Origin of the sequence: Streptomyces sp. NPDC093261 (assembly GCF_044753645.1) — a bacterium.
GTDB lineage: Bacteria > Actinomycetota > Actinomycetes > Streptomycetales > Streptomycetaceae > Streptomyces.
Genome location: NZ_JBIVNO010000018.1, coordinates 104,515 through 131,107, shown reverse-complemented (window position 1 = coordinate 131,107; position 26,593 = coordinate 104,515). Strand labels below are relative to the sequence as shown.

General features: G+C 71.7%; 23 protein-coding genes, 1 pseudogene and 2 riboswitches. Of the genes and pseudogenes, 12 read left to right on the top strand and 12 right to left on the bottom strand.

Annotated elements, in window-relative coordinates:
• Positions 1–225: 225 nt before the first annotated feature.
• A complete protein-coding gene (locus ACIP94_RS30160; protein ID WP_402432533.1) occupies positions 226–792 on the bottom strand; it encodes a TetR/AcrR family transcriptional regulator in 567 nt (188 codons plus the stop codon).
• A 238-nt stretch (positions 793–1,030) separates the two neighbouring features.
• Here ACIP94_RS30160 and ACIP94_RS30155 point away from each other — a divergent pair, with 238 nt between their 5' ends.
• The 4 genes from ACIP94_RS30155 to ACIP94_RS30140 all read left to right on the top strand — a co-directional run bounded on the left by ACIP94_RS30155 (position 1,031) and on the right by ACIP94_RS30140 (position 5,339).
• Positions 1,031–1,153, top strand: coding sequence for a hypothetical protein (locus ACIP94_RS30155; RefSeq protein WP_402432530.1), 123 nt, complete (start codon positions 1,031–1,033; stop codon positions 1,151–1,153).
• 108 nt (positions 1,154–1,261) lie between these two features.
• Positions 1,262–2,146, top strand: coding sequence for a glutathione S-transferase C-terminal domain-containing protein (locus tag ACIP94_RS30150; RefSeq protein WP_402432527.1), 885 nt, complete (start codon positions 1,262–1,264; stop codon positions 2,144–2,146).
• 88 nt (positions 2,147–2,234) lie between these two features.
• Positions 2,235–2,344, top strand: a riboswitch (SAM riboswitch).
• 400 nt (positions 2,345–2,744) lie between these two features.
• Positions 2,745–3,944, top strand: coding sequence for an LLM class flavin-dependent oxidoreductase (locus ACIP94_RS30145; RefSeq protein WP_402432524.1), 1,200 nt, complete (start codon positions 2,745–2,747; stop codon positions 3,942–3,944).
• An 18-nt stretch (positions 3,945–3,962) separates the two neighbouring features.
• Complete coding sequence (locus tag ACIP94_RS30140; RefSeq protein ID WP_402432521.1) at positions 3,963–5,339, top strand: NtaA/DmoA family FMN-dependent monooxygenase; 1,377 nt, start codon at positions 3,963–3,965, stop codon at positions 5,337–5,339.
• Positions 5,340–5,465: 126 nt separating this feature from the next.
• Here ACIP94_RS30140 and ACIP94_RS30135 read toward each other — a convergent pair whose 3' ends face one another.
• From ACIP94_RS30135 to ACIP94_RS30115, 5 genes are all read right to left on the bottom strand, one after another.
• Complete coding sequence (locus ACIP94_RS30135) at positions 5,466–7,685, bottom strand: NADP-dependent isocitrate dehydrogenase (RefSeq protein WP_402432518.1); 2,220 nt, start codon at positions 7,683–7,685, stop codon at positions 5,466–5,468.
• Positions 7,686–7,839: 154 nt separating this feature from the next.
• A complete protein-coding gene (locus tag ACIP94_RS30130) occupies positions 7,840–8,280 on the bottom strand; it encodes a DUF4186 domain-containing protein (RefSeq protein WP_402432515.1) in 441 nt (146 codons plus the stop codon).
• Between the two features lie 85 nt (positions 8,281–8,365).
• Positions 8,366–9,463: a mechanosensitive ion channel family protein gene (locus ACIP94_RS30125; RefSeq protein WP_402432512.1), complete on the bottom strand. Its 1,098-nt coding sequence runs from the start codon at positions 9,461–9,463 to the stop codon at positions 8,366–8,368.
• A gap of 255 nt (positions 9,464–9,718) precedes the next feature.
• The gene (locus ACIP94_RS30120) at positions 9,719–10,483 is read right to left on the bottom strand and encodes a crotonase/enoyl-CoA hydratase family protein (RefSeq protein WP_402432509.1); all 765 of its coding nucleotides are present in this window, start codon (positions 10,481–10,483) and stop codon (positions 9,719–9,721) included.
• Between the two features lie 111 nt (positions 10,484–10,594).
• The gene (locus ACIP94_RS30115) at positions 10,595–11,557 is read right to left on the bottom strand and encodes a YbhN family protein (protein ID WP_402432507.1); all 963 of its coding nucleotides are present in this window, start codon (positions 11,555–11,557) and stop codon (positions 10,595–10,597) included.
• Positions 11,558–11,716: 159 nt separating this feature from the next.
• Here ACIP94_RS30115 and ACIP94_RS30110 point away from each other — a divergent pair, with 159 nt between their 5' ends.
• From ACIP94_RS30110 to ACIP94_RS30095, 4 genes are all read left to right on the top strand, one after another.
• Positions 11,717–13,702, top strand: a complete 1,986-nt coding sequence (locus tag ACIP94_RS30110) for an ABC transporter ATP-binding protein (protein ID WP_402432650.1) — start codon at positions 11,717–11,719, stop codon at positions 13,700–13,702.
• Between the two features lie 142 nt (positions 13,703–13,844).
• Complete coding sequence (locus tag ACIP94_RS30105) at positions 13,845–14,387, top strand: NUDIX domain-containing protein (protein ID WP_402432504.1); 543 nt, start codon at positions 13,845–13,847, stop codon at positions 14,385–14,387.
• A 150-nt stretch (positions 14,388–14,537) separates the two neighbouring features.
• Positions 14,538–15,203, top strand: a complete 666-nt coding sequence (locus ACIP94_RS30100) for a hypothetical protein (RefSeq protein ID WP_402432501.1) — start codon at positions 14,538–14,540, stop codon at positions 15,201–15,203.
• A gap of 96 nt (positions 15,204–15,299) precedes the next feature.
• On the top strand, positions 15,300–16,544 hold the full coding sequence (locus ACIP94_RS30095) for a PP2C family protein-serine/threonine phosphatase (protein WP_402432498.1): 1,245 nt from the start codon (positions 15,300–15,302) through the stop codon (positions 16,542–16,544).
• Between the two features lie 85 nt (positions 16,545–16,629).
• On the opposite strand, the pseudogene ACIP94_RS30090 reads toward ACIP94_RS30095, so the two are convergent.
• A pseudogene (locus ACIP94_RS30090) lies at positions 16,630–17,495 on the bottom strand (oxidoreductase).
• Between the two features lie 267 nt (positions 17,496–17,762).
• On the opposite strand from ACIP94_RS30090, the gene ACIP94_RS30085 reads away from it, so the two are divergent.
• Positions 17,763–18,731, top strand: coding sequence for a phosphotransferase family protein (locus ACIP94_RS30085; RefSeq protein ID WP_402432648.1), 969 nt, complete (start codon positions 17,763–17,765; stop codon positions 18,729–18,731).
• Positions 18,732–18,867: 136 nt separating this feature from the next.
• On the opposite strand, the gene ACIP94_RS30080 is transcribed toward ACIP94_RS30085, so the two are convergent.
• The 4 genes from ACIP94_RS30080 to ACIP94_RS30065 form a co-directional block, all read right to left on the bottom strand.
• Positions 18,868–19,650, bottom strand: coding sequence for an ABC transporter permease (locus ACIP94_RS30080; protein ID WP_402432495.1), 783 nt, complete (start codon positions 19,648–19,650; stop codon positions 18,868–18,870).
• Positions 19,647–20,651 carry an ATP-binding cassette domain-containing protein gene (locus ACIP94_RS30075; protein ID WP_402432493.1) on the bottom strand — a complete coding sequence of 335 codons (1,005 nt, stop codon included), beginning with the start codon at positions 20,649–20,651 and terminating at the stop codon, positions 19,647–19,649. Before ACIP94_RS30075 ends, ACIP94_RS30080 begins: the two co-directional genes overlap by 4 nt.
• A gap of 78 nt (positions 20,652–20,729) precedes the next feature.
• Positions 20,730–21,572 carry a DUF4097 family beta strand repeat-containing protein gene (locus ACIP94_RS30070; protein ID WP_402432490.1) on the bottom strand — a complete coding sequence of 281 codons (843 nt, stop codon included), beginning with the start codon at positions 21,570–21,572 and terminating at the stop codon, positions 20,730–20,732.
• Between the two features lie 92 nt (positions 21,573–21,664).
• A complete protein-coding gene (locus ACIP94_RS30065) occupies positions 21,665–22,180 on the bottom strand; it encodes a hypothetical protein (protein WP_402432488.1) in 516 nt (171 codons plus the stop codon).
• A 521-nt stretch (positions 22,181–22,701) separates the two neighbouring features.
• On the opposite strand from ACIP94_RS30065, the gene ACIP94_RS30060 reads away from it, so the two are divergent.
• The 3 genes from ACIP94_RS30060 to ACIP94_RS30050 all read left to right on the top strand — a co-directional run bounded on the left by ACIP94_RS30060 (position 22,702) and on the right by ACIP94_RS30050 (position 25,112).
• Positions 22,702–23,463 (top strand): hypothetical protein, encoded by a 762-nt coding sequence (locus tag ACIP94_RS30060; RefSeq protein WP_402432486.1) that lies wholly within the window; start codon positions 22,702–22,704, stop codon positions 23,461–23,463.
• A 174-nt stretch (positions 23,464–23,637) separates the two neighbouring features.
• Complete coding sequence (locus tag ACIP94_RS30055) at positions 23,638–24,255, top strand: sigma-70 family RNA polymerase sigma factor (RefSeq protein ID WP_402432483.1); 618 nt, start codon at positions 23,638–23,640, stop codon at positions 24,253–24,255.
• 113 nt (positions 24,256–24,368) lie between these two features.
• Positions 24,369–25,112 carry a YcnI family protein gene (locus ACIP94_RS30050; protein ID WP_402432480.1) on the top strand — a complete coding sequence of 248 codons (744 nt, stop codon included), beginning with the start codon at positions 24,369–24,371 and terminating at the stop codon, positions 25,110–25,112.
• A 135-nt stretch (positions 25,113–25,247) separates the two neighbouring features.
• Here the strand turns inward: ACIP94_RS30050 and ACIP94_RS30045 are convergent, their stop codons facing one another.
• On the bottom strand, positions 25,248–26,354 hold the full coding sequence (locus tag ACIP94_RS30045) for a HoxN/HupN/NixA family nickel/cobalt transporter (protein WP_402432477.1): 1,107 nt from the start codon (positions 26,352–26,354) through the stop codon (positions 25,248–25,250).
• A 26-nt stretch (positions 26,355–26,380) separates the two neighbouring features.
• Positions 26,381–26,570, bottom strand: a riboswitch (cobalamin riboswitch).
• Between the last annotated feature and the right edge of the window lie 23 nt (positions 26,571–26,593).

Sequence of the window (26,593 nt, the reverse complement as noted above, 5' to 3'; positions counted from 1 at the left end):
CCTGAACATATGAGGGAAAGGGCTGGTCAGCGGTGTGCGAGGACGGGTAGGAAGGAGGGATTCACCGCAGGGTGACGCCGGCCCTGGAGGGGCGTCGGCCGATCAGGGCGGCGGGCCGGGGAGGCGTCACCGTCGTGACTCGCGTGTGATCAGTCACACACTCCTCGTGTGTCGCAGAACGGACGGAATGGGGCGCCCCGCCCGTCGGCCCCTCCGCGGCCCGCGTCAGTAGTGGGTGATCCCCGCCGCCAATGTCCGCGTCCAGGGAGCCTCCACCTCGTCGGCCCCCATCGACACGATCAGGTGGCACAGCATGCCCATGGCGAAGAAGTCCTGGATCTGCCGTTCGCTGCCGCCGGACGCGCCGCGGACGTACTCCACCAGCCGGGCGTACCCCTGCCGGACGGCCTCGCGCACCGCGGGCTCCGAGACGGCCGCCGCCTGTGCGTGGAGCTGGATCAGCATGAGGTCGTTGTTGCTGATGAGCTTGGCGTAGGAGTCCCCCATGGCCGAGAGCACCACCTCGGGGGAGCTTCCCCCGGCCTCGGCCGCCGCCTGTTCCAGGCTCGCCCGCACCTGGACGAAGCAGTGCTCGACCACGGCGACGAACAGCAGCTCCTTGTTGGGAAAGAGCCGGTAGACGTACGCCTGGGAGATGCCGGCCGCCTTGGCGACCTCGGCCGTGGTGGTGCCGAAGTAGCCGCGCGCGGCGAACGCCCCGATCGCGGTACGCAGCACGGTCTCGCGGCGTTCCTCGGCGGTGGACAACTGGCGCGGGCGATCCTTTTGCATGTGAGTACTCAATCAGTCACACTTTGGGGGTGTCAAGGTTTCCCGGACCGGTCCTGCCGTCACCCCGGCGGTCTTCGGCGTCTGGGGCAGCAGCCCGCGCAGTGGGTCGCGCTTCCTGGTGGCCGACCATCTCCAGGACGGCTGGGCGGCGCTCTCACTCCGTGAACCACCCTCTTGACGCGGGCCGGAGCCCGATCGACACTCCAGTAGGAGTTTCCTAGTGGACAGGTAGGGAAGCATGGGACGCCTGGAGCCGGTCATCGGCCGTGTGCACCGCACCCGCCGGCGTTCCCTCCTTCTGACCTCCCGCCGTCACATCGACCTGCTGCGTGTGTGCAGCGCGTCCGGCCCCCTGCGCTGAAACGGCGGTGGCGGGCCCGCGCCGCACCCCGCCCCCTGGTCGGGCAGCGCCGCTCGCCCCGGGCCGCCGCCCACCGCGCCCTCGCGCGACCGAACCCCTGGGAGAGACATGTCCGCCCATGCCCTGACCGCACTCCCGCCCGCCCATCCCGCCCCCGCCTTCCGGGGCAGGATCGGCCGCGACGCCCGCAGCGGCCACTACGCCGTACCGCGCCGCTACCGACTCCACCTGTCCCTGGCCTGTCCGCGCTGTCTGCGGATCGCCGTCACCCACAGCCTGCTCGGCCTCGACGGCATCGTCCCCGTCACCCTGCTGCCCGCGGTGCCGGACGGACCCGGCGGCGAGCACTCCGCCCTGCGCCCGCTCTACGAGGCGAGCGCCCATCGCTACTCCGGACCAACCGTGGCACCGGTGCTCAGCGACGACTGGTCGGGCCGGATCGTCAGCACTCACGCCCCCGACATCATGCGGGACCTGGCACGCCGCTTCGGCGCGGGCCGCCCCGTGCTCCACCCGCAGGGCGCCGACGCGGAGATCGAGGGGGTCCGGCGCCTGTGTGCGCTGGGCATCGACGCGGCCGCCCAGCGCGCCGGACGTGCCGACGCCGATGACGCGGACCGGGACGCCGCGCTCACCTCACTGCTGTGCGCCCTGAGGTCACCGGAGGGCCGGCTGGCCCGCCAGGAGTATCTTCTGGGCGACCAACCCACCGTGGCCGACGTGGAGTTGTGGGTCGCACTGGTGCAACTCGACACCGTGCACCGCTGGCACCTCGACGCCGCCGCCGTGCAGCGTGTCGCCGGCCATCCGCACCTGTGGGCGTACGCCCGCCGGCTGGCCGCCCACCCCGCCTTCGGTCCGCACCTCGACCTCGACGGGATCGCCCGCCGGCATCACGCGCAGTGCCGCGGACTGGAGGCCGCGGGCGCGGCCGTGCAGATCCTCGACTGGGCGGCGCACATCCCCAACGGCGCGACGACGGGCTCCCGTTGACCGGCGGGCCGGCGCTCCCGTGCGTGTATCACCTGATGGACGTGCGTGAACAGCGCTTCGGGCGCCTGTCTTGACCTACGGTCAGAAAGGTCATGAGCGTCAGCGACAAGCCCTGGCTTGCCGACCGGCAACCCTCGCTCCGCGGTGGGGTGCCCCAGGTGACGACCCGACCGGATGACGTTTCGGTAAGCGCGTGGCCCCACGGGCCGGAAGAGTGACGGTGGCAGTGATGTACGCAGCTTCGAGGACAGCCGTTTCGCGGCCCCGGGGCTGCGTCCTGCTGTGCGCGAACCGTTGCGTCGATCTTCTGCGCGTCAACAGCGCGCTCTGTACCGCCCCGGGCTCCGCCCGCTGTCACGGCTGACGGCGTTTCCCCTCCCCGACGCGCACCATCGCCGCGGTGCGCCCACGTTCCCGTCCCGGTCCCGTGCGCCTCCCTCGCCCCCTCAGCCCCGGCGGCCCCTGCCGCCGGGCCGTGCGGTGGCGCGCGCCGCCCCGGGGCGTCCGACTCCGCTGGAGCCGGCTTCCCGCCCCCGCCGTGCCCCGCTCGCGCGGGGGCCGGCGCTCTCGATACGGACATCCAGGAAGGCACCCACTCGTGTCCTCAACCTCTCCTTCGCCCCTGCACCTCGCCGTGGCGCTCGACGGCACCGGCTGGCACCCCGCCTCCTGGCGCGAGCCGGAGGCCCGCCCCCGGGACCTGTTCACCGCCGGCTACTGGGCCGGCCTGGTCGCCGAGGCCGAGCGTGGTCTGCTCGACTTCGTGACCTTCGAGGACGGGCTCGGCCCCCAGTCGTCGCACCTCCTCGACCCGGACGAACGCACCGACCAGGTCCGCGGGCGCCTCGACGCCGTCCTGATCGCCGCCCGTGTCGCCCCACTGACGCGCCACATCGGGCTGGTGCCGACCGTCGTGGTCACCCACACGGAGCCGTTCCACATCTCCAAGGCCATCGCCACCCTCGACTACGTCAGCACCGGCCGTGCGGGCGTGAGGGTCCGAATCAGCGCGCGCCCGAACGAGGCAGCCCACTTCGGCCGCCGCACCCTGCCCCGTATCGACGCCTACGACAGCCCCGGCGCACGGGAGCTGGTGACCGACCTCTTCGACGAGGCCGCCGACCATGTCGAGGTCGTGCGCCGGCTCTGGGACAGCTGGGAGGACGACGCGGAGATCCGCGATGTGGCCACCGGCCGGTTCATCGACCGCGACAAGCTCCACTACATCGACTTCACGGGCCGCCACTTCAGCGTCAAGGGCCCCTCGATCACCCCCCGCCCGCCCCAGGGCCAGCCCCTCGTGACCGCGCTCGCCCACCAGACCGTGCCGTTCCGGCTCGTCGCCCGCTCCACCGACCTCGGCTATGTCACCCCGCACGACGCCGCGCAGGCACGCGCGATCGTCGCCGAGGTCCGGACCGAGCAGGCCGCAGCCGGACGGGCGGAGGCGCCGCTGCACCTCTTCGGCGACCTGGTCGTCTTCCTCGACGACACCCCCGCCGAGGCCGCCGCCCGCCGGGAGCGCCTCGACGCCGCCGCCGGAGAGCCGTACACCGGCGACGCCCGGATCTTCACCGGCACACCCGCCCAACTCGCCGACCTCCTCCAGGAGTTGCGGTCGGCGGGGCTGACCGGCTTTCGGCTGCGTCCCGCCGTCGCCGGGCACGACCTGCCGCGGATCACCCGCGGTCTCGTCCCCGAACTCCAGCGCCGCGACGCGTTCCGCACCGCGTACGACGCCACCACCCTGCGCGGGCTGCTGGGGCTCGCCCGCCCCGCCAACCGCTACGCCGCCTGAGCCGGAAGGACACCCACCATGAGCAAGCCGCTCAAGCAGATCCACCTCGCAGCCCACTTCCCAGGCGTCAACAACACCACCGTGTGGAGCGACCCGAAGGCCGGCAGCCATATCGAGTTCAGCTCGTTCGCGCACTTCGCGCGGACCGCCGAGCGGGCCCGGTTCGACTTCCTGTTCCTCGCCGAGGGGCTGCGCCTGCGCGAACAGGAAGGAAAAATCTACGACCTGGACGTCGTCGGCCGCCCCGACACCTTCACCGTGCTCGCCGCACTGGCCGCGGTCACCGAGCACCTCGGCCTGACCGGCACCATCAACTCCACCTTCAACGAGCCCTACGAGGTCGCCCGCCAGTTCGCGAGCCTCGACCACCTCTCCGGCGGACGCGCCGCCTGGAACGTGGTCACCTCCTGGGACGCCTTCACCGGGGAGAACTTCCGCCGCGGCGGCTTTCTGCCGCAGGAGGAGCGTTACTCGCGCGCCAAGGAGTTCCTCGCCACGGCGAACGAACTCTTCGACTCCTGGGACGGCGGCGAGATCGTCGCCGACCCGGCGACCGGGGTCTTCCTGCGTGACGCGAAGGCCGGAGCCTTCGTCCACCACGGCCGGCACTTCGACATCCACGGCCGGTTCAACGTCCCGCGCAGCCCCCAGGGCCGCCCGGTGATCTTCCAGGCGGGTGACTCCGAGGAGGGCCGCGAGTTCGCCGCATCGAGCGCCGATGCCATCTTCAGCCGGCACGCCACCCTGGAGGCGGGCCAGGCCTTCTACACGGACGTCAAGGGCCGCCTGGCCACGTACGGCCGTCGCCCCGACCAGCTGCTCATCCTGCCCGCCGCGACCTTCGTCCTCGGCGACACCGACGCCGAGGCCGGGGAACTGGCCCGCGAGGTGCGCCGGGCGCAGGTCAGCGGGGCCACCGCGATCAAGCACCTGGAGTTCGTCTGGAACCGCGATCTGTCCGCCTACGACCCTGACGGCCCGCTCCCGGACATCGACCCCCTGCCCGGCGAGAACACCATCGCCCGCGGCCGTGCCCAGGTGCGGATGTACCGCGATCCGCCGGCCACCGCGCGGGAGTGGCGGGAGCTGGCCGCCGCGCACCACTGGTCGATCCGGGACCTGGTCATCCACACCGGCAACCGCCAGACCTTCGTGGGCTCCCCGGCCACCGTGGCGCGGGACATCGACGCCTTCGTCCAGGCCGACGCGTCCGACGGCTTCATCCTCGTCCCGCACATCACCCCGGGCGGACTCGACGCCTTCGCCGACACCGTGGTCCCGCTGCTTCAGGAGCGCGGTGTGTACCGCACGGAGTACGAGGGCACGACCCTGCGCGACCACCTGGGGCTGGCCCACCCCGACGCCGGGGCACCGGCCGAGCAGGCGGCGTCGTAGCGCCCGCATCGCAACCGGGTCCCGGCCCGCGGGCCGCGACCGGGCTCCGAGGACACGACCGCCCCGGCCGGATCCGATCCGGCCGGGGCGGTGGTCACACCGGTGCGGGTGCCGCGCGGACCCCGCTTACGCGAGCGAGGTCAGCAGCTGGTTCCAGGTCTGCGAGGGACGCATGACCTCGGAGGCCTTCGCCGGGTCGGGCTGGTAGTAGCCGCCGATGTCGGCCGGCTTGCCCTGGACGGCGATCAGCTCGTCGACGATCTTCTGCTCGTTGGCGGTGAGGGTCTCGGCGAGCGGGGCGAACGCCTTCGCCAGCTCCGCGTCGTCGGTCTGCCGGGCCAGCTCCTGCGCCCAGTACAGGGACAGGTAGAAGTGGCTGCCGCGGTTGTCGATGCCGCCGACGCGACGGGTCGGGGACTTGTCCTCGTTGAGGAAGGTCGCCGTGGCGCGGTCGAGGGTGTCGGCGAGGACCTGGGCGCGCTGGTTCCCGGTGGCCTTCGCATACTGCTCGAAGGACGGCACGAGCGCGAAGAACTCGCCGAGCGAGTCCCAGCGCAGGTAGTTCTCCTTGACGAGCTGCTGGACGTGCTTCGGGGCGGAGCCGCCGGCGCCCGTCTCGAACAGGCCGCCGCCCGCCATCAGCGGGACGACCGACAGCATCTTGGCGCTGGTGCCCAGCTCCAGGATCGGGAACAGGTCGGTCAGGTAGTCACGCAGCACGTTGCCGGTGACGGAGATGGTGTTCTCGCCGCGGCGGATGCGCTCCACGGACAGCTTGGTGGCCTCGACCGGGGCCAGGATGCGGATGTCCAGGCCCTCGGTGTCGTGCTCCGGCAGGTACTCCTTGACCTTGGCGATCAGGTTGGCGTCGTGGGCGCGGGTCTCGTCCAGCCAGAACACGGCCGGGTCGCCGGTGGCGCGGGCGCGGGTGACGGCGAGCTTCACCCAGTCCTTGATCGGGGCGTCCTTGGTCTGGCAGGCGCGGAAGATGTCACCGGCGGAGACGGTCTGCTCCAGTACGACATTGCCGGCCTGGTCCACGAGACGGACGGTACCCGTGGTGGGGATCTCGAAGGTCTTGTCGTGGCTGCCGTACTCCTCGGCCTTCTGCGCCATGAGGCCCACGTTCGGCACCGAGCCCATGGTGGAGGGGTCGTAGGCGCCGTTCGCGCGGCAGTCGTCGATCACGGCCTGGTACACGCCGGAGTAGCTGGAGTCCGGCAGCACCGCGAGGGTGTCGTGCTCCTGGCCATCCGGGCCCCACATGTGGCCGGAGGTGCGGATCATGGCGGGCATGGAGGCGTCCACGATGACGTCGGACGGCACATGCAGGTTGGTGATGCCCTTGTCGGAGTCGACCATCGCGAGCGCCGGGCCCTCGGCCAGCTCGGCGTCGAAGGAGGCCTTGATCTCCTCGCCGTTCGGCAGGCCCTCGAGGCCCTTGAAGATGCCGCCCAGACCGTCGTTCGGGGTCAGGCCGGCCGCGGCGAACGTCTCGCCGTACTTCGCGAACGTCTTCGGGAAGAAGGCACGCACCACATGGCCGAAGACGATCGGGTCCGAGACCTTCATCATCGTCGCCTTCAGGTGCACCGAGAACAGGACACCCTCCTCCTTGGCGCGGGCGACCTGCGCGGTCAGGAACTCGCGCAGCGCGGCGACACGCATCACGGAGGCGTCCACGACCTCGCCCTCGAGGACCGGGACGGACTCGCGCAGCACGGTGGTGGAGCCGTCGTCGCCCTTCAGCTCGATGCGCAGCGAACCGGCCTCGGAGATCACCGCGGACTTCTCGGTGGAGCGGAAGTCGTCCACGCCCATGGTCGCCACGTTCGTCTTGGACTCGGGGGACCATGCGCCCATGCGGTGCGGGTGGGTCTTGGCGTAGTTCTTCACCGAGGCGGGAGCGCGGCGGTCGGAGTTGCCCTCGCGCAGCACCGGATTCACGGCGGAGCCCTTGATCTTGTCGTAACGGGCGCGGATCTCCCGCTCCTCGTCGGTCTTCGGCTCGTCCGGGTAGTCCGGCAGCGCGTAGCCCTTGGCCTGAAGCTCGGCCACGGCCGCCTTCAACTGCGGGACGGACGCCGAGATGTTGGGCAGCTTGATGATGTTGGCCGCGGGGGTCTTGGCCAGCTCGCCCAGCTCAGCGAGGTCGTCGTTGATCCGCTGGTCCTCGTTCAGGTACTCGGGGAAGACCGCGAGGATGCGCCCGGCCAGCGAGATGTCACGCGTCTCCACAGCGACACCCGCCTGCGAGGCGTACGCCCGGACCACCGGCAGGAAGGAATACGTCGCCAGGGCCGGGGCCTCGTCAGTGTGCGTGTAAATGATGGTCGAGTCAGTCACCGGGTGCTCCGCTCCACGTCTGCAACATTGCTCGACATCAAGATATCTCGTGTGCGCACCCCACTCGACAGTGGCCCGCGCCATGGACGGCCGGGACGGCCACCCCTACCTGCGGCCCGGCCCGGGCCGGCGCGGCGCGAGGCCCCATGAGGGATCAGGGCCGGTCCGCGCCCGGCGCGCCGGTCCCGGGCCCCGGCGCCCCCGCCACCTCCCGCTCGATCCAGCGGCAGATCACCTCCACCACGTAGGCGCGCTCGGCACGGCTCAGCTCCCGCCCCTTCGGGATCCCGTGCCAGCGTTCCAGGCAGCCACGGCAGCAGGTCGCGGTCGCATGCTGGGCGACGAACACCGGGTGGCCCCGGTAGGGGGTCTGCTTGCCGTCCTTGTACGGCTCGGCCGGTGCCAGCCGCTTGGAGATGAGGTCGTAGGCGTGCCACCGGATCGTGCCGGGGCCGCTCAGTTCGGCGGTGGCCCGGTCGCGCCCGCGCAGGTGGAACCTGGCGCGGAAGGGATGGCGCGCGATCCGGTCGAGCCGTTCATCGAGCGCATGAGCCGTCCGGTCGGGCATCGGGGGTTCGGCGGAGGAAGGATGCATGCTCCTTCCGAGCATATGCCGGGCTGCCTCCGGCCCGGCACGCCGGCCCGGGACGTCCGTCGCCGGGCCGGCGCCGGTGTGCGGCTCAGGGGGCGTCCGGGCCGCCGTGCTCGATCACCATGCCGGTGCCGCTGCGCGGGTGCGGTATGGCCGCCGAGCCCTGGCGCAGCGCCACTGTCCGCGTCGGCGCCGGGATGCGGATGCCCTCGGCCCGGTACCGCTTGTGCAGACGCTTGATGAACTCGTGCTTGATCCGGTACTGGTCGCTGAACTCGCCGACGCCCAGGATCACCGTGAAGCCGATCCGGGAGTCGCCGAAGGTGTGGAACCGAACCGCCGGTTCATGGTCCGGGACGGCGCCTGTGATCTCCGTCATCACCTCGGCGACGACCTCCGCGGTGACCTTCTCGACATGCTCCAGATCACTGTCGTAGCCGACCCCCACCTGCACCAGCACGGTCAACCGCTGCTCGGGACGGGTGTAGTTGATCATGTTCGTCTTGGCGAGCTGCCCGTTGGGGATGACGACCAGATTGTTGGAGAGCTGGCGCACGGTGGTCTGCCGCCAGTTGATGTCGACGACATAGCCCTCCTCGCCGCTGCTCAGCCGGATGTAGTCACCGGGCTGAACGGTCTTGGAGGCGAGGATGTGGATGCCCGCGAACAGGTTCGCGAGGGTGTCCTGCAGGGCGAGGGCCACGGCGAGTCCGCCCACACCCAGGGCGGTGAGCAGGGGCGCTATGGAGATGCCCAGCGTCTGGAGCATCACCAGGAAGCCCATGGCCAGCACCACGACCCGGGTGATGTTGACGAAGATCGTGGCCGATCCGGCCACCCCGGACCGGGACTGGGTGACCGCCCGCACCAGGCCCGCGATGACACGTGCGGCCGTCAGCGTCACCACGAAGATGAGCAGCACGCTCAGGGTCTGGTTGACATGGTGCTGCACGGTCCGGGTGAGCGGCAGCACCGCCGCCGCCGAGGCCGCGCCGGCCGCGACGGCCGCCCAGGGCACCACCGTGCGCAGGGCGTCCACGATGACGTCGTCGCCGCTCCACTTGGTGCGGCTCGCGTGCCGGCCCAGCCAGCGCAGCAGCATGCGCAGCAGGAAGGCCGCCAAGAGGCCCGCGGCCAGGGCGATTCCGGCGAGGACCAGGTCGTCGAGGGTGACCCCGCGGTTCACCGGTCACCTCCCGCGCCGAAGAGAGGGCCCCGGGGCCGGAATTGAGGACGCGTCACCTTGCCACCTGTTCGTTTCACGGGATGCACGATCACCTCCGACGGACTGTCGCCGCCCGGAGCGAGGATTCATCCTGCCGTACGCAGGTGCAGGACCGTGAAAGGGCCGACACCTGCCGTGTGCAGGTGCAGGACCGTGAAAGGGCCGACGTCGACCGGCGCTTGGCGATCCGGCGGCGCGCCGTCGGCCCGGCCGCCGTCACAGATCCGTGAACGACCCGTGCCGCCCGGCCCCGGCCGCGAAGCGGGCCGCACCCTCCAGACCCTCCGCCAGCACGGCCCTGCCGTACCGAAGTTCGCTCAGCAGCGCCGCCTCCTCGTCCAGTCCCTCCTGGTCGAGGACCGAGGCGCGGTCGCCGCGCAGGCACGCCTGCGGGAACCGGGCGATCCCGGCGGCCAGTTCCTCCGCCTCGGCGCGGGCGCGGCCGGTCGGCACGAGGCGGTTGGCCAGCCCCATCCCGTACGCCTCCCGGGCCGGCACCGCACGGCCGGTGAGGATCATGTCCAGCGCACGGCTGGTGCCGATCAGCCGCGGCAGCCGTACCGTGCCGCCGTCGACGAGCGGTACGCCCCAGCGGCGGCAGAAGACCCCGAACACCGCGTCCTCCTCGGCGATCCGCAGATCGCACCAGAGCGCCAGCTCGAGACCGCCGGCCACCGCGTGCCCGGCGACCGCCGCGATCACCGGCTTGGACAGCCGCAGCCGGGTCGGCCCCATCGGGCCGTCGCCGTCCTCGGCCACCCGGTTGCCGCGCTCGGTCCCGACCGCCTTCAGATCGGCACCCGCGCAGAACGTCCCGCCCTCGCCCCACAGCACCGCCACCCGCGCCGACCCGTCCTCCTCGAACGCCCGGAAGGCGTCGGCGAGCGCGGCGGCGGTCGGCCCGTCCACCGCGTTACGGGCCTCGGGGCGGGAGAGGACGACGGTGGTGACGTACCCCTGACGTTCGATCCTGACCGGCATCGGGCTGCCTCTTTCACGGGCGGGGGAGGGCTGGCCCCGCAGAGGTTACTCTCCGGTACGACCGCTGTCCGGCCGCGGACCGGCAGCGCACCACCGACGGGCGCCGCCGGGTCAGATCACCTTCAGCCGTACCAGCGCCCCCAGCGTCAGCGCACCGGGCAGCAGGGGCAGCCACACCGTGATGATCCGGTACGCGAGGACCACCGCCGTCGCCACGGCCACCGGGCCGCCCGCCGCGACCAGGGCGATGATCAGCGCCGCCTCCACCGAGCCGATGCCGCCCGGAGTGGGCACCGCGGCCACCGCGAGGGTCGCCGCCAGATACGCGACCACCATGTGCACGGGCGGTACCGGAAGCGACAGCGCCCGGCCCACCGCCGCCAGACCGGCCGCCTGCAACGCGGGGAACGCCAGCGAGCCTCCCCACAGGGCGAGGGCGCGGGCGGGCCGGGTGTGCACCGAGCGGGCCTCGCCGAGCGCCGTGCGCACGAACGAGAACACGGCGGTGCGCAGCCGCCGCACCAGCAGCAGGACCGCCACCGCCACGCACACCGCCCCGGCCGCCGCGGCCAGCAGCGGACCCTCCGCCCACGCGGGGACGAAGGAGCCGAGGTGCAGCGCGTCCGGGAAGGTGAGCAGCAGGCCCAGCAGCAGACCGACCCGGGTGATCGCCTCGGCGAGCATGTACAGCGCCAGCGCCGCCGATGAGCGGGCGAGCGGCACCCCGCACACCGTCATGAAACGCAGATTGACCGCGCTCGCCCCCAGCCCGGTGGGCAGCAGATGGTTGGCCGCGCCCGCCGCGAACTGGGTGGCCAGCAGCCGCCGCAGGGGCAACCGCTGCATCACCGCGCCCTGCCGGGTGACGGCGGCCGCGACCCAGGTCAGACAGGTCGCACCGGCGGCGGCCACCAGCCACGGCCACTCGGCCGACCGTAGATGGCCGAAGCCCTCCGCGAGCACGGGCCAGTGCTCTGCCGCGACCACGAGCACGAGGACGAGCGGGAGCAGACACAGGACCTGGCGGACCGGAAGACGTCTGGGGAGTCCGTGAGGGAGACGTACGGCAGTCACATCGGCAGAGGCTTTCCGCGCCGCACCAACGCCAGGTTGCGTGCGCGGAGACGGAGGCTGACGCGCGGGGCAAGGCACGGAAGCGCCCTGGGCGCCGTCACCATTACCGCGTGCGCTGAGCTGGACGGCGCCTGAGGTTCTACCGTCGATTTCATGAGCATGGAGAGCACCGCCTGGCACCAGTTGCACAGCGTCATGACCGCGCAGCAGGAGCGCCGGCCCTTCGCCCGCGCGACGCTGCGCCGCATCGGGGCCTTCGCCCGCCCGCACCGCCGGCGAATCGCGCTGTTCGTCGTGGTCAGCGTGGTGACCGCCCTGCTCGCCGTCGCGACTCCCGTACTCGCCGGCCGCGTCGTCAACGCGATCGTGTCGCACGGGGACCAGGGCAGGGTCCTGGGGCTGTCGTCGCTGATCGCCCTCATCGCCCTCGCCGAGGCCGCGCTCGGCCTTGTCGGCCGCAGATTGTCGGCCACGCTCGGTGAGGGGCTCATCCTCGATCTGCGGACGGCTGTGTTCGATCATGTGCAGCGCATGCCGGTCGCGTTCTTCACACGTACGCGAACGGGAGCGCTCGTCAGTCGTCTCAACAACGACGTCATCGGCGCCCAGCGCGCCTTCAGCAACACTCTCTCGGGCGTCGTCGGCAACCTCGTCACCCTGCTGCTCACCCTCGCCGTGATGCTCACCCTGTCCTGGCAGATCACCCTGATCGCGCTGGCCCTGCTGCCGGTCTTCGTCGTGCCGGCGCGCCGGATGGGCAGCCGTATGGCACGGCTGCAACGTGAGGCCGCCGACCTCAACGCCGCGATGGGCACCCGCATGACCGAGCGCTTCTCCGCGCCGGGCGCCACCCTCGTCAAACTCTTCGGGCGCCCGGAGGAGGAGGCCGCCGAGTTCGCGGCCCGGGCCCGGCGGGTGCGGGACATCGGGGTGCGCACGGCGATGGCCCAGTCGGCGTTCCTCACCGCCCTGACCCTTGTCTCCGCCCTGGCGCTCGCCCTGGTCTACGGCCTCGGCGGCTGGTTCGCCCTGCGCGGCACCCTGGAGCCGGGCGCCGTGGTCTCGCTGGCCCTGCTGCTCACCCGGCTGTACGCGCCGCTCACCTCCCTCGCGGGGGCCCGGGTGGAGGTGATGAGCGCCCTGGTGAGCTTCGAGCGCGTCTTCGAAGTGCTCGACCTCAAGCCGCTGATCCAGGAGAAGCCGGGGGCGCGCAGTGTCCCCGAGGGCCCCGTGTCGGTGGAGTTCGACGACGTCCGCTTCGGCTACCCGGCCGCCGACCGGGTCTCCCTGGCCTCACTGGAGGAGGTGGCGAGCCTCGACACACGCGGCGGGGCCGAGATCCTGCACGGCATCTCCTTCCGCGCCGAACCGGGCCGGACGGTCGCTCTCGTGGGCTCCTCGGGCGCCGGCAAGTCCACCGTCGCCGCTCTGCTCCCACGGCTCTACGACGTCGACGCCGGCGCCGTGCGCGTCGGCGGGATCGACGTCCGCGAGCTGAGCGCGGCGTCCCTGCGCGAGACGCTCGGCATGGTCACCCAGGACGGCCATCTGTTCCACGACACGGTACGGGCCAATCTGCTGCTGGCCCGGGCGGACGCGGCCGAGGACGAGCTGTGGGAGGTGCTGCGCCGGGCCCGCCTCGACGACCTCGTACGGTCCCTGCCCGACGGCCTCGACACGGTCGTCGGCGAGCGCGGCTACCGCCTGTCCGGGGGCGAGCGCCAGCGGATGACGATCGCGCGCCTGCTGCTGGCCCGGCAGCGCGTCGTCATCCTCGACGAGGCCACCGCCCATCTCGACAGCACCTCGGAGGCGGCCGTCCAGGAGGCCCTGACCGAGGCCCTTCAGGACCGTACCGCCGTCGTCATCGCCCACCGGCTGTCCACCGTACGGGCCGCCGACGCCATCCTGGTCGTCGAGTCCGGCCGGATCGTGGAGCGGGGCACGCACGAGGAACTGCTGGCCGTGGACGGACGGTACGCGGAGCTGTACCGGACGCAGTTCGAGAAGGCGCGGGTGTCTTCGCGGACGGACGAGACGGAGCGGGGAAAGGGGGCGGGGGAGCGGGAGCAGGCCGAGGGACGGGCGGAGACAGGGGCCGGGACGGCGACGGTGACAGGGGCGGAGACGGACGCCGTGGCTTAGGGGCGGGTGACGGCTGTCGGCGGCAGCGTGCCTCGTACGGTTCCGGCACCCCGAACCGCTCCCCGGGGCAGTGCCGCGAGGGAGCGGTGGGCCGGGCCACGGGACCCGCATGGTGTCGTGGCCCCTGGGCAGAACTCCCGGCATGGAGACCCGAGGACCCTGGAGGCGGCACCACCGGCAGCCCCTGTGCACCACCGCCCGCCTCGTGGCGTACCAGGACCAGGTCACGCAGCCCGACGGGCGGGCGGGACGGTACGACTGGGTGCGGGTGCCGGACCAGGTCCGGGTCGCGGCGCTGGTCGAGGGATGCCTGCTGATCGTCGAGCAGCACCACTACCTCACGGGCACGATGTGGCAGCTGCCGGGCGGCGATGTCGACCCAAAGGACGGCGACAGCCACGCGGCCGCCCGTCGCGAACTCGCCGAGGAGACCGGCTACCGCGACGGCCGCTGGACACCGCGGGGCGCCCTGCATCCGCTGCCCGGCCTCACGCCCGCCCGTGTCCATCTGTGGAGCGCCGACGGTCTGGCGCCGGGCGAGCCCGCCCCGGAGCCCGGGGAGACGGACCTCGCGGTGCGTCATGTGCCGCTGGCCGAGGCGGTGAGGGCCGCGAGCGACGGCCGGATCGGCTGCGCCTCCAGCGCCGCCCTGGTTCTGGCCGTGGCGACGGCACACGCCGGCTGAAAGGCCGGGCGCGGGCGCCGCGCGGCGCGGCAGGATGTCCTGTGGGCCGGGTGATCGAACGAGTGGCGGACGAGTGCGGGACGCGCGATGCGGTCCGGGCACCAGGGGGGACGACAAGGAATGACATGGTGGACCACTCTCCGGAACGCAGTGCGCCTGCACGGCCTGCGGCTGCTCGCCGCCGTGGTGGTCGGCGCCGCCACCGGACTGGCCGTCTTCAGCGTCACGCGGGTCAGCGGCCGCAACCTGTTCGTCATCACCGGCGGCCTGGCCGGCGTCCTCGCCGTGGTGATCCTCCAGGTCTACGGCCGTGCCGCGCGCCTGAGCGAGGTCACCGTCCGGGTGCCACAGGTGAGCGAACTGACCTTCGTGGTGAACAACGACTCCCGGCAGATGGCCTGGCATCTGTTCGTCGAGACCTCGACCCGCGTCTCCACCCAGCCCCTGAGCCAGGACGAGGGCCTGCTGCGCGAGGCGCTCAGCTCCCTGTACGGGCTCTTCGCCACGACCCGCGAGACCCTCAAGGCCGGCCGCCCCTCCCGGGCCGTCGTCGGCGGGCACACCGTCGAATACCTGGCCATCACCATGCTCAACCGTGAGCTGCGCCCCTTCCTGTCGACCTGGCACCCCCGTCTGCGCGCCCATGAACAGGCCCACCCGGACGCCCCCGAAGCCTCCTGGCCCGACAACGCGGCCTGCCGCGCCGCCCTGGTCGCGGTCCAGGGCAACCTGCACGACTACGCGCTGGGCTTCGCCCGCCTCGCCGGGGTGCACGCCCCGGAGACGCTCGTGAACGGCCCCGGCCGGCTGCTCTGAGCCTGCCGCCGGGCCCGCTCGCGTGGGCGGCTGAGCTACGCGGACCGTAGCGTGAAGGGATGGGCGGCCGGGAGGGGCGGGAAGGAGACGGTGACGATGCCGGGGACGGAGATGGACTACGCGGCACTGTTCGCCGCCACACCGAGCCCCTATCTGGTGCTGGCCCCCGACCTGGTGATCGTGGAGGTCAATCAGGCGTATCTGAGCGCCACCCGCAGGACCCGGGACGACCTGATCGGGCAGCACATCTTCGAGGCCTTCCCCGACAACCCCGCCGATCCCGACGCCGACGGCGTACGGAACCTGAACGCCTCGCTGCACCGGGTCCTGGCGTCCCGGGAGCCCGACACGATGGCGCTGCAGAAGTACGACATCCCCATCACGGGCCGGCCCGGCGTGTTCGAGGAGCGCTGGTGGTCCCCCATCAACACGCCGATCCCCGGCCCGGACGGGGGCGTGGCCTGGATCATTCACCGGGTGGAGGACGTCACGGAGTACGTCCTCTCCCACAGGCTGAGCGCCCACCCCAGGTCCAGGCAGCTCACCGAGCGCGAGGCCCTGGAAGCCGAGTTGTACGCGCGGGCACGAGAGTTGCAGGTGCTGAACGAGGAGCTGAGGCAGGCCCACCACCGTGAGCGCCAGGTGGCCGTCACCCTGCAGGAAGCCATGCTTCAGGTACCCGATCTGGCCCGGCACGAGAACGTGGCCGTGCGCTATCTGCCCGCAACCGGTTCGCTCAATGTGTGCGGTGACTGGTACGACGTCGTGGATCTGCCCGACGGCCGGTTCGCGGTGGCGGTCGGCGACGTCGTCGGCCACGGCCTGGAGGCCGCCGCCGTCATGGGAATGCTTCGCAGCGCGCTGGGCGCGGCGATCCGTGCGCTGGAGCGGCCGGCCCAGGCCATGGAGGTGGTGGGCCTGTACGCCCGGTCGGTCGAGGGCGCCCTGAACACCACGGCCGTCAAGGCCATGGTCGACACCCGCAGCCGCCTGATCATCTACAGCAACGCGGGGCACCCGCCGCCGGTGCTGGTCCACCCGGACGGGGCCTGTGAGTTTCTCGACCAGGCGACCGACCCGCCGCTGGGTGCCCGGCCCCAGCACGTACCCCGCCCCCAGGCCGGACAGCCGTACGCACCCGGGGACCTTCTCGTGCTCTACACGGACGGGCTGATCGAGCGGCGCGGCGAGCACATCGAGACAGGCCTGGGCCGGCTGTGCGAGGCCCTCCGCCGCTACAGCACCCTCAGTCCCGAACGCCTGGCGGATGTACTGCTCGCCGAACTCGGGGTGGCCGGCGGGGCCCGCGACGACATAGCGCTGGTCATCGTCCGGCTGTGACGGACGGGGCCCGCCGCAGCCAGGGGGAGGCGCGGGCGGATTCCGCAGAGCGGCCGGGACCCATGGGCGGCCCCCGGCCCCCGCCCTACTCCCCGATGGTGTCGAGTTCCGCCACGGCGTCGGCGGGCAGCACCGCTCCGCGGAGGCGATGTTCTCCCGCAGATGAGCGGGCGACGAGGTTCCCGGGATCACCACGATGCCCGGCGAGCGCTGCAGCAGCCAGGCCAGGGCCACCTGTTGCGGGGAAGCCTCCAGACGGGCGGCGACCCTGCTGAGCGTGTCGGACCGGAGCGGGCTGAAGCCGCCCAGCGGGAAGAACGGGGCGAAGGCGATGTTCTCCGCCGCGCACCGCTCCACCAGTGCGTCATCCTGCCGGTTGGCCAGGTTGTAGAGGTTCTGCACCGTGACGACCGGCGCGATGGCCTGCGCCTCCGTCAGCTGGGCCGCCGAGACTCCGCTCAGGCCCAGATGACGGATCAGTCCCTGCCGCTGCAGTTCGGCCAGCGCGCCGAACCGCTCCGACAGCGGTTCCTCGTCCGGGGCGTCGTGCCCGCCGACCCGCAGATTCACCACGTCCAGCGTCTCCAGCCCCAGATGCGTCAGGTTCTCCCGCACCTGCTCCTCGAGGTCGGCCGGGTCCAGGGACGGCACCCAGCTACCGTCCGGACCACGCCGCGCGCCCACCTTGGTGACGATGTGCAGGTCCTCCGGGTAGGGCGCGAGGGCCTCCCGGATCAGCTCGTTGACCACGGCGGGACCGTAGAAGTCGGCGGTGTCGATATGAGTGATCCCCGCGTCCACGGAGGCGCGCAGCACCGCGACGGCCTGCTCCCGGTTCCGGGGCGGCCCGAACACGTTCGGACCCGCCAGTTGCATCGCGCCGTAGCCCACGCGGCTGAGGGTCAGACCCTCCGCGGGGGTGAGCGTGCCGCCGGCAAGGGTGGTGGCCATGGTGTACCTCTTCTGCGTTCGTGTGCTGACTACGGCCGGCCCCGGCGCCGCACGCCGGACCGGCCCGCTCACCATCCTCGGCCGGGCGAGGCCGCACAGGGAGTTCCCTGAGGTTCCCGGGAGCGACAGGACCAGGCACCCGCGTGACGGACTCGGGCCGGCGTGCCCTCGGATGCGGAACAAATCCATCGCCTCCCGGCCGGTGCTCCCGTAGGGTGCGCGGGTTGTCGTGACGGAGAGGCGGTTGCGAACGTGGCACCCAGGGCAGTGACGCGGGAGCGGTTGGCGGGTGCGGTGCGGGCCGCGCTCGGCGGCGGCCGGCGGCTGGAGGCGATGGAGCGCGTCGCGGGCGGCAGCAGGAAGGGCGTGTACCGCCTGGTGATGGACGACGCGACGACGGCGATCGCCTATGTCTGGGACGACACCGAGAACTACTGGCCGGCGGCCGAGGGTGACGACGACCTCACCGACCCGTTCTCACCTGGTCTTGGGCTCGACCTGTTCGAGGCCGCGCACGCGCGGCTGGACGCGCTGGGTGTCCGCGTCCCGGCGATCCGTCTCGTCGACCGTGAGGGTGCCCACTGCCCGGCCGGCCTCGCGATCGTCGAGGACGTCCCGGGCGAGAACCTGGAGGAGCTGCTCGCGCGCGACCCGCGCGCGGCGGCCCCGGTCATGGCCCGACTCCGGGAGGCGCTGGAGGCGATGCGGCGTCATCGGGCGCCCGCCTACGGCAAGGTGGCCGTGGTCGACGGGGGAGGCACGTCGCGCGGAACGTCGTGCGAGGGGGTCGTCCTGGACCGTGCGCAGCGGGACCTCGCCGAGGCGGCGGCGCGTGATGTGCGGATCGCGGGAGCCCGCGACCGGCTGGAGGAGCGGCTGCTGAGCCTGGCGGCGGCGGTGCGGCCACGCGCGGAGTTCGCGGTCGTGCACGGCGAACTGGGGCCGGACCATGTGCGGGTGGACGCGGGCGGGAACCCCGTGATGATCGACGTCGAGGGCTTGATGTACTTCGACGTCGAGTGGGAGCACGTGTTTCTGCGGATCCGCCTGCACGACGCCTACCGGCCGCTGGAGGCGGACGGACTGGACCGGGACCGGCTCGCGCTCTACATGCTTGCGCAGCGACTCTCGCTGACGGCGGGTCCGCTGCGGCTGCTCGACGGGGACTTCCCCCACCGGGCGGTCATGGCGGGCATCGCCGAGTACAACCTGAAGCAGGCGCTGGACCCAGGCTGACGGGGCGCTTCGTCTGCGTGTGCGGTGGAGTCCTCGTCGGGGCGGTCGACGACGGCGGTGAGCGGAGGGCCCTGTGTGCGTCGGACCCTCCGCCGTGCCGCGTGTACGAGCTCAACCGGGGTGGGAAGATGGGCTCTCAGCGCTTGGTGGTGCTGTTGAACAGCGAGCGTGACCAGACGTAGCCGACCACGGCGATGCCTGCGCACCAGGCGAGCGAGATCCAGCCGTTGTTGCCGATCTCCGAGCCGGACAGCAGGCCGCGCAGGGTCTCGGTCATCGGCGTGAACGGCTGGTACTCGGCGAACCAGCGCAGGCCCGGCGACATCGAGTGGGCCGGCACGAACGCGGAGCCGAGGAACGGCAGGAACTGGACCAGCAGTGGCTTGTTGCTCGCGGACTCGACGGTCTTGGAGATCAGGCCGAGCGCCGCCGACAGCCAGGTCACCGCGAACGCGATGGCCGCGAGGAGGCCGGCGGCGGCAAGCCACTCGAGCGGGCTCGCGTCCGACCGGAAACCGAGGGCGAGTGCGACCGCGACGACCAGCACGAGACTCACCATCGTCTGGATGACACTGCCGATGACATGCCCCGTCATGAACGACGAACGCGTGATGTTCATGGTGCGGAAGCGGTTGATGATGCCTTCGGTCATGTCCGAGCAGACCGCGATCGAGGTCGACATCGAGCCGGCGGCCACCCCCATGATGACGACGCCGGGCGTCAGATACTCCAGGTAGGTGTCCCGGCCACCGCCCATTCCGGCGCCGATCGAGTCCCCGAAGGCATACACGAACAGCAGCAGCATCAGGATCGGGGTCATGGCGGAGCCGAGCGACACGCTCGGGTAGCGGATCGCGTGCTTGAGGTTGCGCCGCAGCATCGTCATCGAGTCGTGCACGGCGTAGGTGAGGGTGCTCATCGAAGGGTCTCCTTGACGTGAAGCGGGGTGCCGGCGCCGGGATCGGTGGTGCCGTGGCCCGTCAGGGCGAGGAACACGTCGTCGAGGTCGGGGGTGTGCACGGAGAAGTCGGCGGCCCGGATGCCGGCGGCGTCGAGCCGGTCGAGCAGGGAGCGCAGCGCGTCGAGGCCGCCGTCGCCCGCCACGCGCAGGGCGAGGTTGTCGTCGTCGCGGGCCGCGCCGGGGAAGGCGGCGGCCGCGCGCTCGTACTCAGCGGTGTCGGTGAACCGCAGCCGTACGTGGCTGCCGGGAATCCGCGCCTTGAGCTCGTCGGCGGTGCCCTCGGCGACGATCCGGCCCCCGTCGAGCACGGCGATCCGGTCGGCCAAATGGTCGGCTTCCTCCAGGTACTGGGTGGTGAGGAAGACGGTGGTGCCGCCCGCCACCAGCGAGCGCACCGTGTCCCACATGGTGCGTCGGCTGCGCGGGTCGAGCCCGGTCGTCGGCTCGTCCAGGAAGATCACCTGGGGGTCGCCGACCAGCGTCATGGCGATGTCGAGCCGGCGCCGCATTCCGCCGGAGAAGGTCGCGGCCCGCTTGTGCGCGACGTCCGCGATGTCGAACCGCTGAAGCAACTCCCTGCAACGGGATCGTCCTTCACGCTTGCCGAGGCGCAGCAGATCGGCCATGAGGAGCAGGTTCTCCTCGGCGGTGAGCAGGTCGTCGAGCGCGGCGAACTGCCCGGTGACGCCGATCGCGGCGCGCACCCCGTCCGGTGACGTGGCGACGTCGTGGCCCGCGACCTGGGCCTGCCCGCCATCGGCGGCGATGAGCGTGGACAAGATCTGCACGGTGGTGGTCTTGCCGGCGCCGTTCGGCCCGAGCAGTGCGAACACGGACCCGGCGGGGATGCGCAGATCGATGCCGTCGAGCACGATCTTGTCGCCGTACGACTTGCGCAGACCGATGGTGGAGACGGCGGCGGGTGACTGCGGACCGTCGCCCCGCCTGGATGTGGGCATGACAGATGAAGGCATGGAGCCCTCCCGTTCGAAGGGGGAAGTGACTGGGGGATGTGGGCAAGTTCGCGGGGCCGGTGCTCAGGCCCGGGCGCGGCGCACGTCGATGTTGCCCCAGCGGGTCCGGGCGCGGACCTCGACGGTGTCCTCGGTCTCCTCCGGGGCCTCGGAGGCGGCGAGCGTGTTGCGCACCTGCCCCCGCTCGGAGGTGACGTCGAGCCAGGCGGCGGTGCCTTCGCGGATGCCGACCTCGATGGCGCCGTAGGAGGTCTCCAACTGGACGGTGCCTCGGGCGACTTCGTCGACGCGCAGGGTGCCGTGGGCGGTGGTGGCGGTGACCGAGCCCTCGGCGCGCGTGATGTCGATGTTGCCGTGGGCACCGCTCACCCGCAGGTCGCCGATGGCGGCCCCGACGGTCGTGGTGCCGTGCGAGTTCTTCAGGACGGCGGGACCGTCGACGGTGCCGACGCGCAGGCTGCCGAAGCTGGTGACGACCTCGGCCATGCCCTCGACCCGGTCGACGGTGATCGAGCCGTGGGAGACCGTCAGTTGGAGCGGCCCGGTCGAGTCGAGGCGGACGTCACCGCCCGAGGCCTTCACCCGGACCTCGCCGAGCCGGCCGTCGCCGAGCACCTGGGTCCAGGAGCCCGTCATGTCGACGCGCGAGCCCGTGGGCAGGTCCACCGTCACGTCGACGGCGCCGCTGGGCCCGATGAGGCGGCGCTCCTTCGTCCTGACGGTCAGGACGCCGCTCGCGTATGCGACCTCGGTCTGCTCGGCGGCCCGGACGTCCTTGTCCCTCTTCGGGTGGAGGGGCCGAACCTCGACGACCGTGTCGGAGCGGTCGCTCGCGGTGAACCGGATGGAGCCGGCGCCCACGTGGGCGGTGACCGAAATCGGTTCGGGGGTGTCGAAAGAAGGCATGGCTGTACCGTCCTCTTGAGTCCTTGGGGCGTCCCCGCTGGTGGGACGTGGTGTGGGTGGAGTGGGGTGGGCGTGGAGCGGGGTGGGCGCGGCTAGCGCACCCAGCCCGTGAAGTTCTGTCCGGTGGAGCGGGTCTTCTCCGTCGTACGCGGCCGCGTGCCGCCGTCGACCGCGGCCGACACGGCCCGCACCAGCCACGCGTTGACCGACAGGCCCTCGCGGCTCGCTGCCTCCTCGGCGCGCGCCTTGAGGTGGGCCGGCAGACGCAGATTGACGCGGGCGGTGCCGCCCTCGTCACCTTCGGCGGGTACCTGCACGTTGAGCGGTGCGACGGGCGCGGTGGCCGCTTCCGCAGGGCCGTAGGCGGGCGGGGGCGTCACCACGAAGTCGGGGTCGAGCCCGCGCAGCCGTACGTCGACCGAGCCGGGGGCGAGTTCGCGGGTGATCTCGTCCATCGCGGCGGAGAGCACATTGAGCAGGGTCAGACGGGTCGCCGACTCCAGAGGAGCGGTGAGCCGCTCGGCCAGCTCGCGGGCATCCTCCCCGCCGGCTTCGGCGGCCACCGCGAGTTCGCGGCGGAGGGTGTCGACATACGGGGTGAGGTCCATGGCGCAATGGTGGCACCATTTTGGCGCCATGTGCAAGCCTGGGGGCGACTTGGGTGGGAAGGGCCTGGGGGGAGTGGCTCTGAACTGCGGAAACGGCATGCGGTCGACACGCGTCACTATGGCACCACGTGTACCCAAAGCGCTCTTGAGGGCATCGGATGGCATCGCATGGCATCGAGTGGCACCGGATGGCGCCACGCGACGCCAGGCGGTGCCAGGCGGTGCCAAGCGGTTCATGTGGTGCCATGTGGTGCCATGGGGTGTCCGCAAGGGGCCCCCGGTCGCCCGGCCAGGTGCCGAGCGGCGACGAGCGGCGTGAACCCGTAACTCTCCGGGGGTTCGAGAGAGGTCGGGTTCCACCTCCGACGAGTTCCGGACCGCTACTGTGGTGTGGATCACCGACCCGGAGCTGAGGGAGTCTCAGGCGGATTTCCGTATACCCCCCGGTGACCATGGAGCCACGGATGCGAGGATGAGTCGCCATGACTGCTGGGTGGTGTTCTCGCACGATACGGGCCGCGATGTTCGCTGCCGTGTCCGTGCTGCTCGCTGCCCTGGGTCACATCCTGATGTCCGGAACCGCGGTGCCCTGGTGGGCCATGGCCGCGGGCACCGTGGCGACGGGCGGCATGGCCTGGGGGGTCGCCGGCCGGGAACGCGGACCGCTTGTGGTCGTCTCCCTCGCGGTGGCCACGCAGGCACTGCTCCACTCGTCGTTCTCTCTGGCCCAGGCCGTCGTACAAGGGGCACCGGCCGGCGGGAGATCGCCGGCCTGGCAGTGGCTCGCCTACGTCCTGTGCGGCCCGCATTCGGGACCGTCGGCCGCGCGGCACGACGCCATGTCGATGTCCATGCACTCCATGGACCACGGGATGGGCGCGATGCACTCCATGGGTTCCATGGCCGCTATGGGCTCGATGAGTTCGATGGGCTCGATGGGCTCGATGGGCTCGATGGGCTCGATGGGCCACATGGGGTCCGCCGGATCCCTCGGTCATGACATGGGCGGCATGTCCCCAACCGGCATGCTCCTCGCCCACCTTCTGGCCGCTGTGCTGTGCGGCCTGTGGCTCGCGTACGGCGAGCGCGCGGCCTTCCGCATCCTGCGGGCCCTGGCCGGTTGGCTCTTCACCCCGCTGAGTCTTCTCCTCCGGCTGCCCGCACCGCCGCACCGGCCGCGCGTCCGAACCCGCCGAGCGACCTCGGACCGGGCACCGCGCCGCCTCCTCCTCACGCACGCGATCACCTCTCGGGGGCCGCCCGCCGGGACCGCTGTCGCCTGACGACAGCCGGTTCCCCGAGGCCGTCGAGCTGTTGGTCTCCCGCCTCGGGCACCGGCCGTGCGCTTCCGCGCCCGGCCCTCCACCCCCTCACCGGTTCTGCCGTGCTGCCCGCCGCCCTGAAGCGCGCGCCGGCCGCACACCGGATACCTGATTCCCGAGAAGGACAGATCCCAGGTGATCACTCCTGCCCTGCCTCCATCGCGCGAACAACCGAGAAACAACTCGAAGGATGAGTCGATCACGGCCTGGGCGCTCGCTGCCCGCAGCGGTGACCCCGATGCCGTCGACCTCTTCGTCCGCGCCCTGCACCGAGACGTCCGCCACTATGTGACGTATCTCGGTGCCGACCCCCAGAGTGCCGACGACCTGACCCAGGACACCTTTCTGCGGGCCCTGGGCAGCCTGCACCGGTTCGAAGGCCGCTCCTCGGCCCGCACCTGGCTGCTGTCCATCGCCCACCGCGCGGTGGTCGACAGCATCCGGTACAACTCGTGCCGGCCTCGCCTGTCGGACACGGACGACTGGGAGTCGGCAGCAGAACGCACCCAGCCGCGCGACCTGCCCGGCTTCGACGACGGCGTCGCCCTCTCCGAGCTGCTGGACACCCTCCCCGACGACCGCCGCGAGGCGTTCGTCCTCACCCAGTTGCTGGGACTTCCCTACGCGGAGGCGGCCCACGTCAGCGACTGCCCGATCGGCACCGTGCGCTCGCGGGTCGCCCGCGCCCGTACTTCCCTGATCGCGTGGCTGCACGAGGCCGAGCACTCTGCGCTGGTGGCCGCGGCGGCGTGAGCCAACGCATGGTGGTGGCCCGGATCACCGAGCGATCCGGGCTGCCGGCCACAGCAACTACGCGATCCGACTCCCGACACCCCCTTTCCTCAAGTACGGAGATCCCTTACCTCATGTCCAGGACTCGCACCACCCTGCGCCGTGCCGGCGCCGTCACCGCCCTGACCGCCGCCGGTGTCCTCGCCGCCGCGGGCGTCGCCTCCGCGCACGTCACCGTCCACCCCGACAGCTACGCCAAGGGCGCCACCGACGGCGTCCTGACCTTCCGCGTCCCCAACGAGGAGGACAACGCCGACACCAACAAGGTCCAGGTCTTCCTGCCCACCGACCACCCCATCCTCGGCGTGCTGGTCTCCCCGCAGGACGGCTGGACCGCCCAGGTCACCAACACCAAGCTCAAGACGCCCATCAAGACCGACGACGGCACCATCACCGACGCCGTCTCGGAGATCACCTTCACCGGAGGCAAGATCGGCCCCGGGCACTACGAGGACTTCAACGTCGCCTTCGGCCGGCTGCCCGACGACACCGACCAGCTGACCTTCAAGGCGTTGCAGACCTACTCCGACGGCAAGACCGTCCGCTGGATCGAGCAGACGCAGCCGGGTGGCGACGAGCCGGAGAACCCGGCGCCCGTCCTCAAGCTCACGGCCAAGGGCGCGGCGGAAGACGGCAGTACCTCGACCGCGTGGGGGGCGAACTCGAAGAGCTCCGAGAGCGCCAAGCCGACCGCGTCGAGCAGCGACTCGACCGCCCGTGGCCTCGGTGTGGCCGGGCTGGTCGTCGGCGCCCTGGGGCTGGCGGCGGCCGTGTTCGCCGTTCTGCGCGGCCGCTCCACCGGAGCCGGGGCAGCGTAGGGCAGCCGCCCTGCCGGCGGGAGACCGTCGGCAGGGCACCTGTATGTCGATGGTGGGTCGGCGGGCTGCTGACCCGGGGAATCTCGGGAAGCACGGCCTCCGGCCCCTCCTGCCGAGGCGGTCGCCGCTGTGCCGTCAGCCGGCGTCGGCGGCGCGGGCGCTCCAGCGCTCCTCGACCTTGGCCAGGCGCCAGTAGAGGAGAGCCACGGCCCAGACGACCACGAACAGCCCGACGATGACGTAGCCGACATTGTCCAGGTCCAGGCCCGCGACCCAGCCGGTGACGTCATCGCTCAGGCCGAGCCTGTCGTGCAGCACGCCGACCAGCTCGATCGTACCGACGAAGAAGGCCACCGCGATGGACAGGCCGGTGATCGTGAGGTTGTAGAACACCTTGCGCACGGGGTTCGAGAACGCCCACTGGTAGGCGAAGTTCATGAAGGTGCCGTCGAGGGTGTCGAACAGGCTCATGCCCGCCGCGAAGAGGAGGGGCAGGCACAGAATCGCGTACCAGGGCAGCCCGGCGGCGGCGCCGTTGCCGGCCAGGGCGAGGAGCAGGACCTCGGTCGTGGTGTCGAAGCCGATCCCGAACAGGAAGCCGAGCGGGAACATCTGGCCGGGGCGGCGGATGGACTTGGTGAGCCGGCCCAGGACGCGGTTCATGAAGCCGCGCGAGTCGAGATGGGCCTCCAGCTCCGCCTCGTCGTAGTGCCCGGCGCGCATGGCCTTGAACACCCGCAGGATGCCGAACAGCGCGACCAGGTTGAGAGCGGCGATGAGGTACAGGAAGCCGCCGGAGACCGTGGTGCCCACCGTGCCGAGGACCTGGTGGGTCCGGGAGTCGTCCTTCATCAGCGTGCCGGCGAGCTTGGCGCCGCCGGCGACCAGCGCGGCCATGACGACCACCACACTGGAGTGCCCGAGCGCGAACCAGAAGCCCACCGACACCGGCCGCCGGCCGTCGGCCATCAGCTTCCGGGTGGTGTTGTCGATGGCCGCGATGTGGTCGGCGTCGAAGGCATGCCGCATGCCGAGCGTGTAGGCGGTGATGCCCAGGCCGATGCCGAACGCCTTGGTGCCGACCTCGTAGTGACGCGGAATCACCAGCAGGAGGATCCCGAACGCGAGCACGTGCAGGGCGACGATCACGGCAAGGAGACCGGCGGTTCGGAGAGTGTCCTCGCGCCGCCAGCGGAAGGACTTGGCGGCGGTGGTTTCGGGCACGCCTTGGGACACGGTCATACGGTCACGCTCCAGCACCTCGTGGATCAGCTTCGTGATGCCGTGGCCGGTCTCCTGGCTGACGGGTCGACGCGCCCGCCCCTGCCTTCCCGGCCGTGAGGCCAGTGGCAACGCATGGGGCGGGAACTCCCCGATCACAGTGGCGAGGGCCGCTCCGGACTGAGCCCCTGAGGGCTGTCACCGGTCTTCCCGAACACCACGGCCCGCCCACCCTAGGAGGCCGTGGGACATGGCTGCAA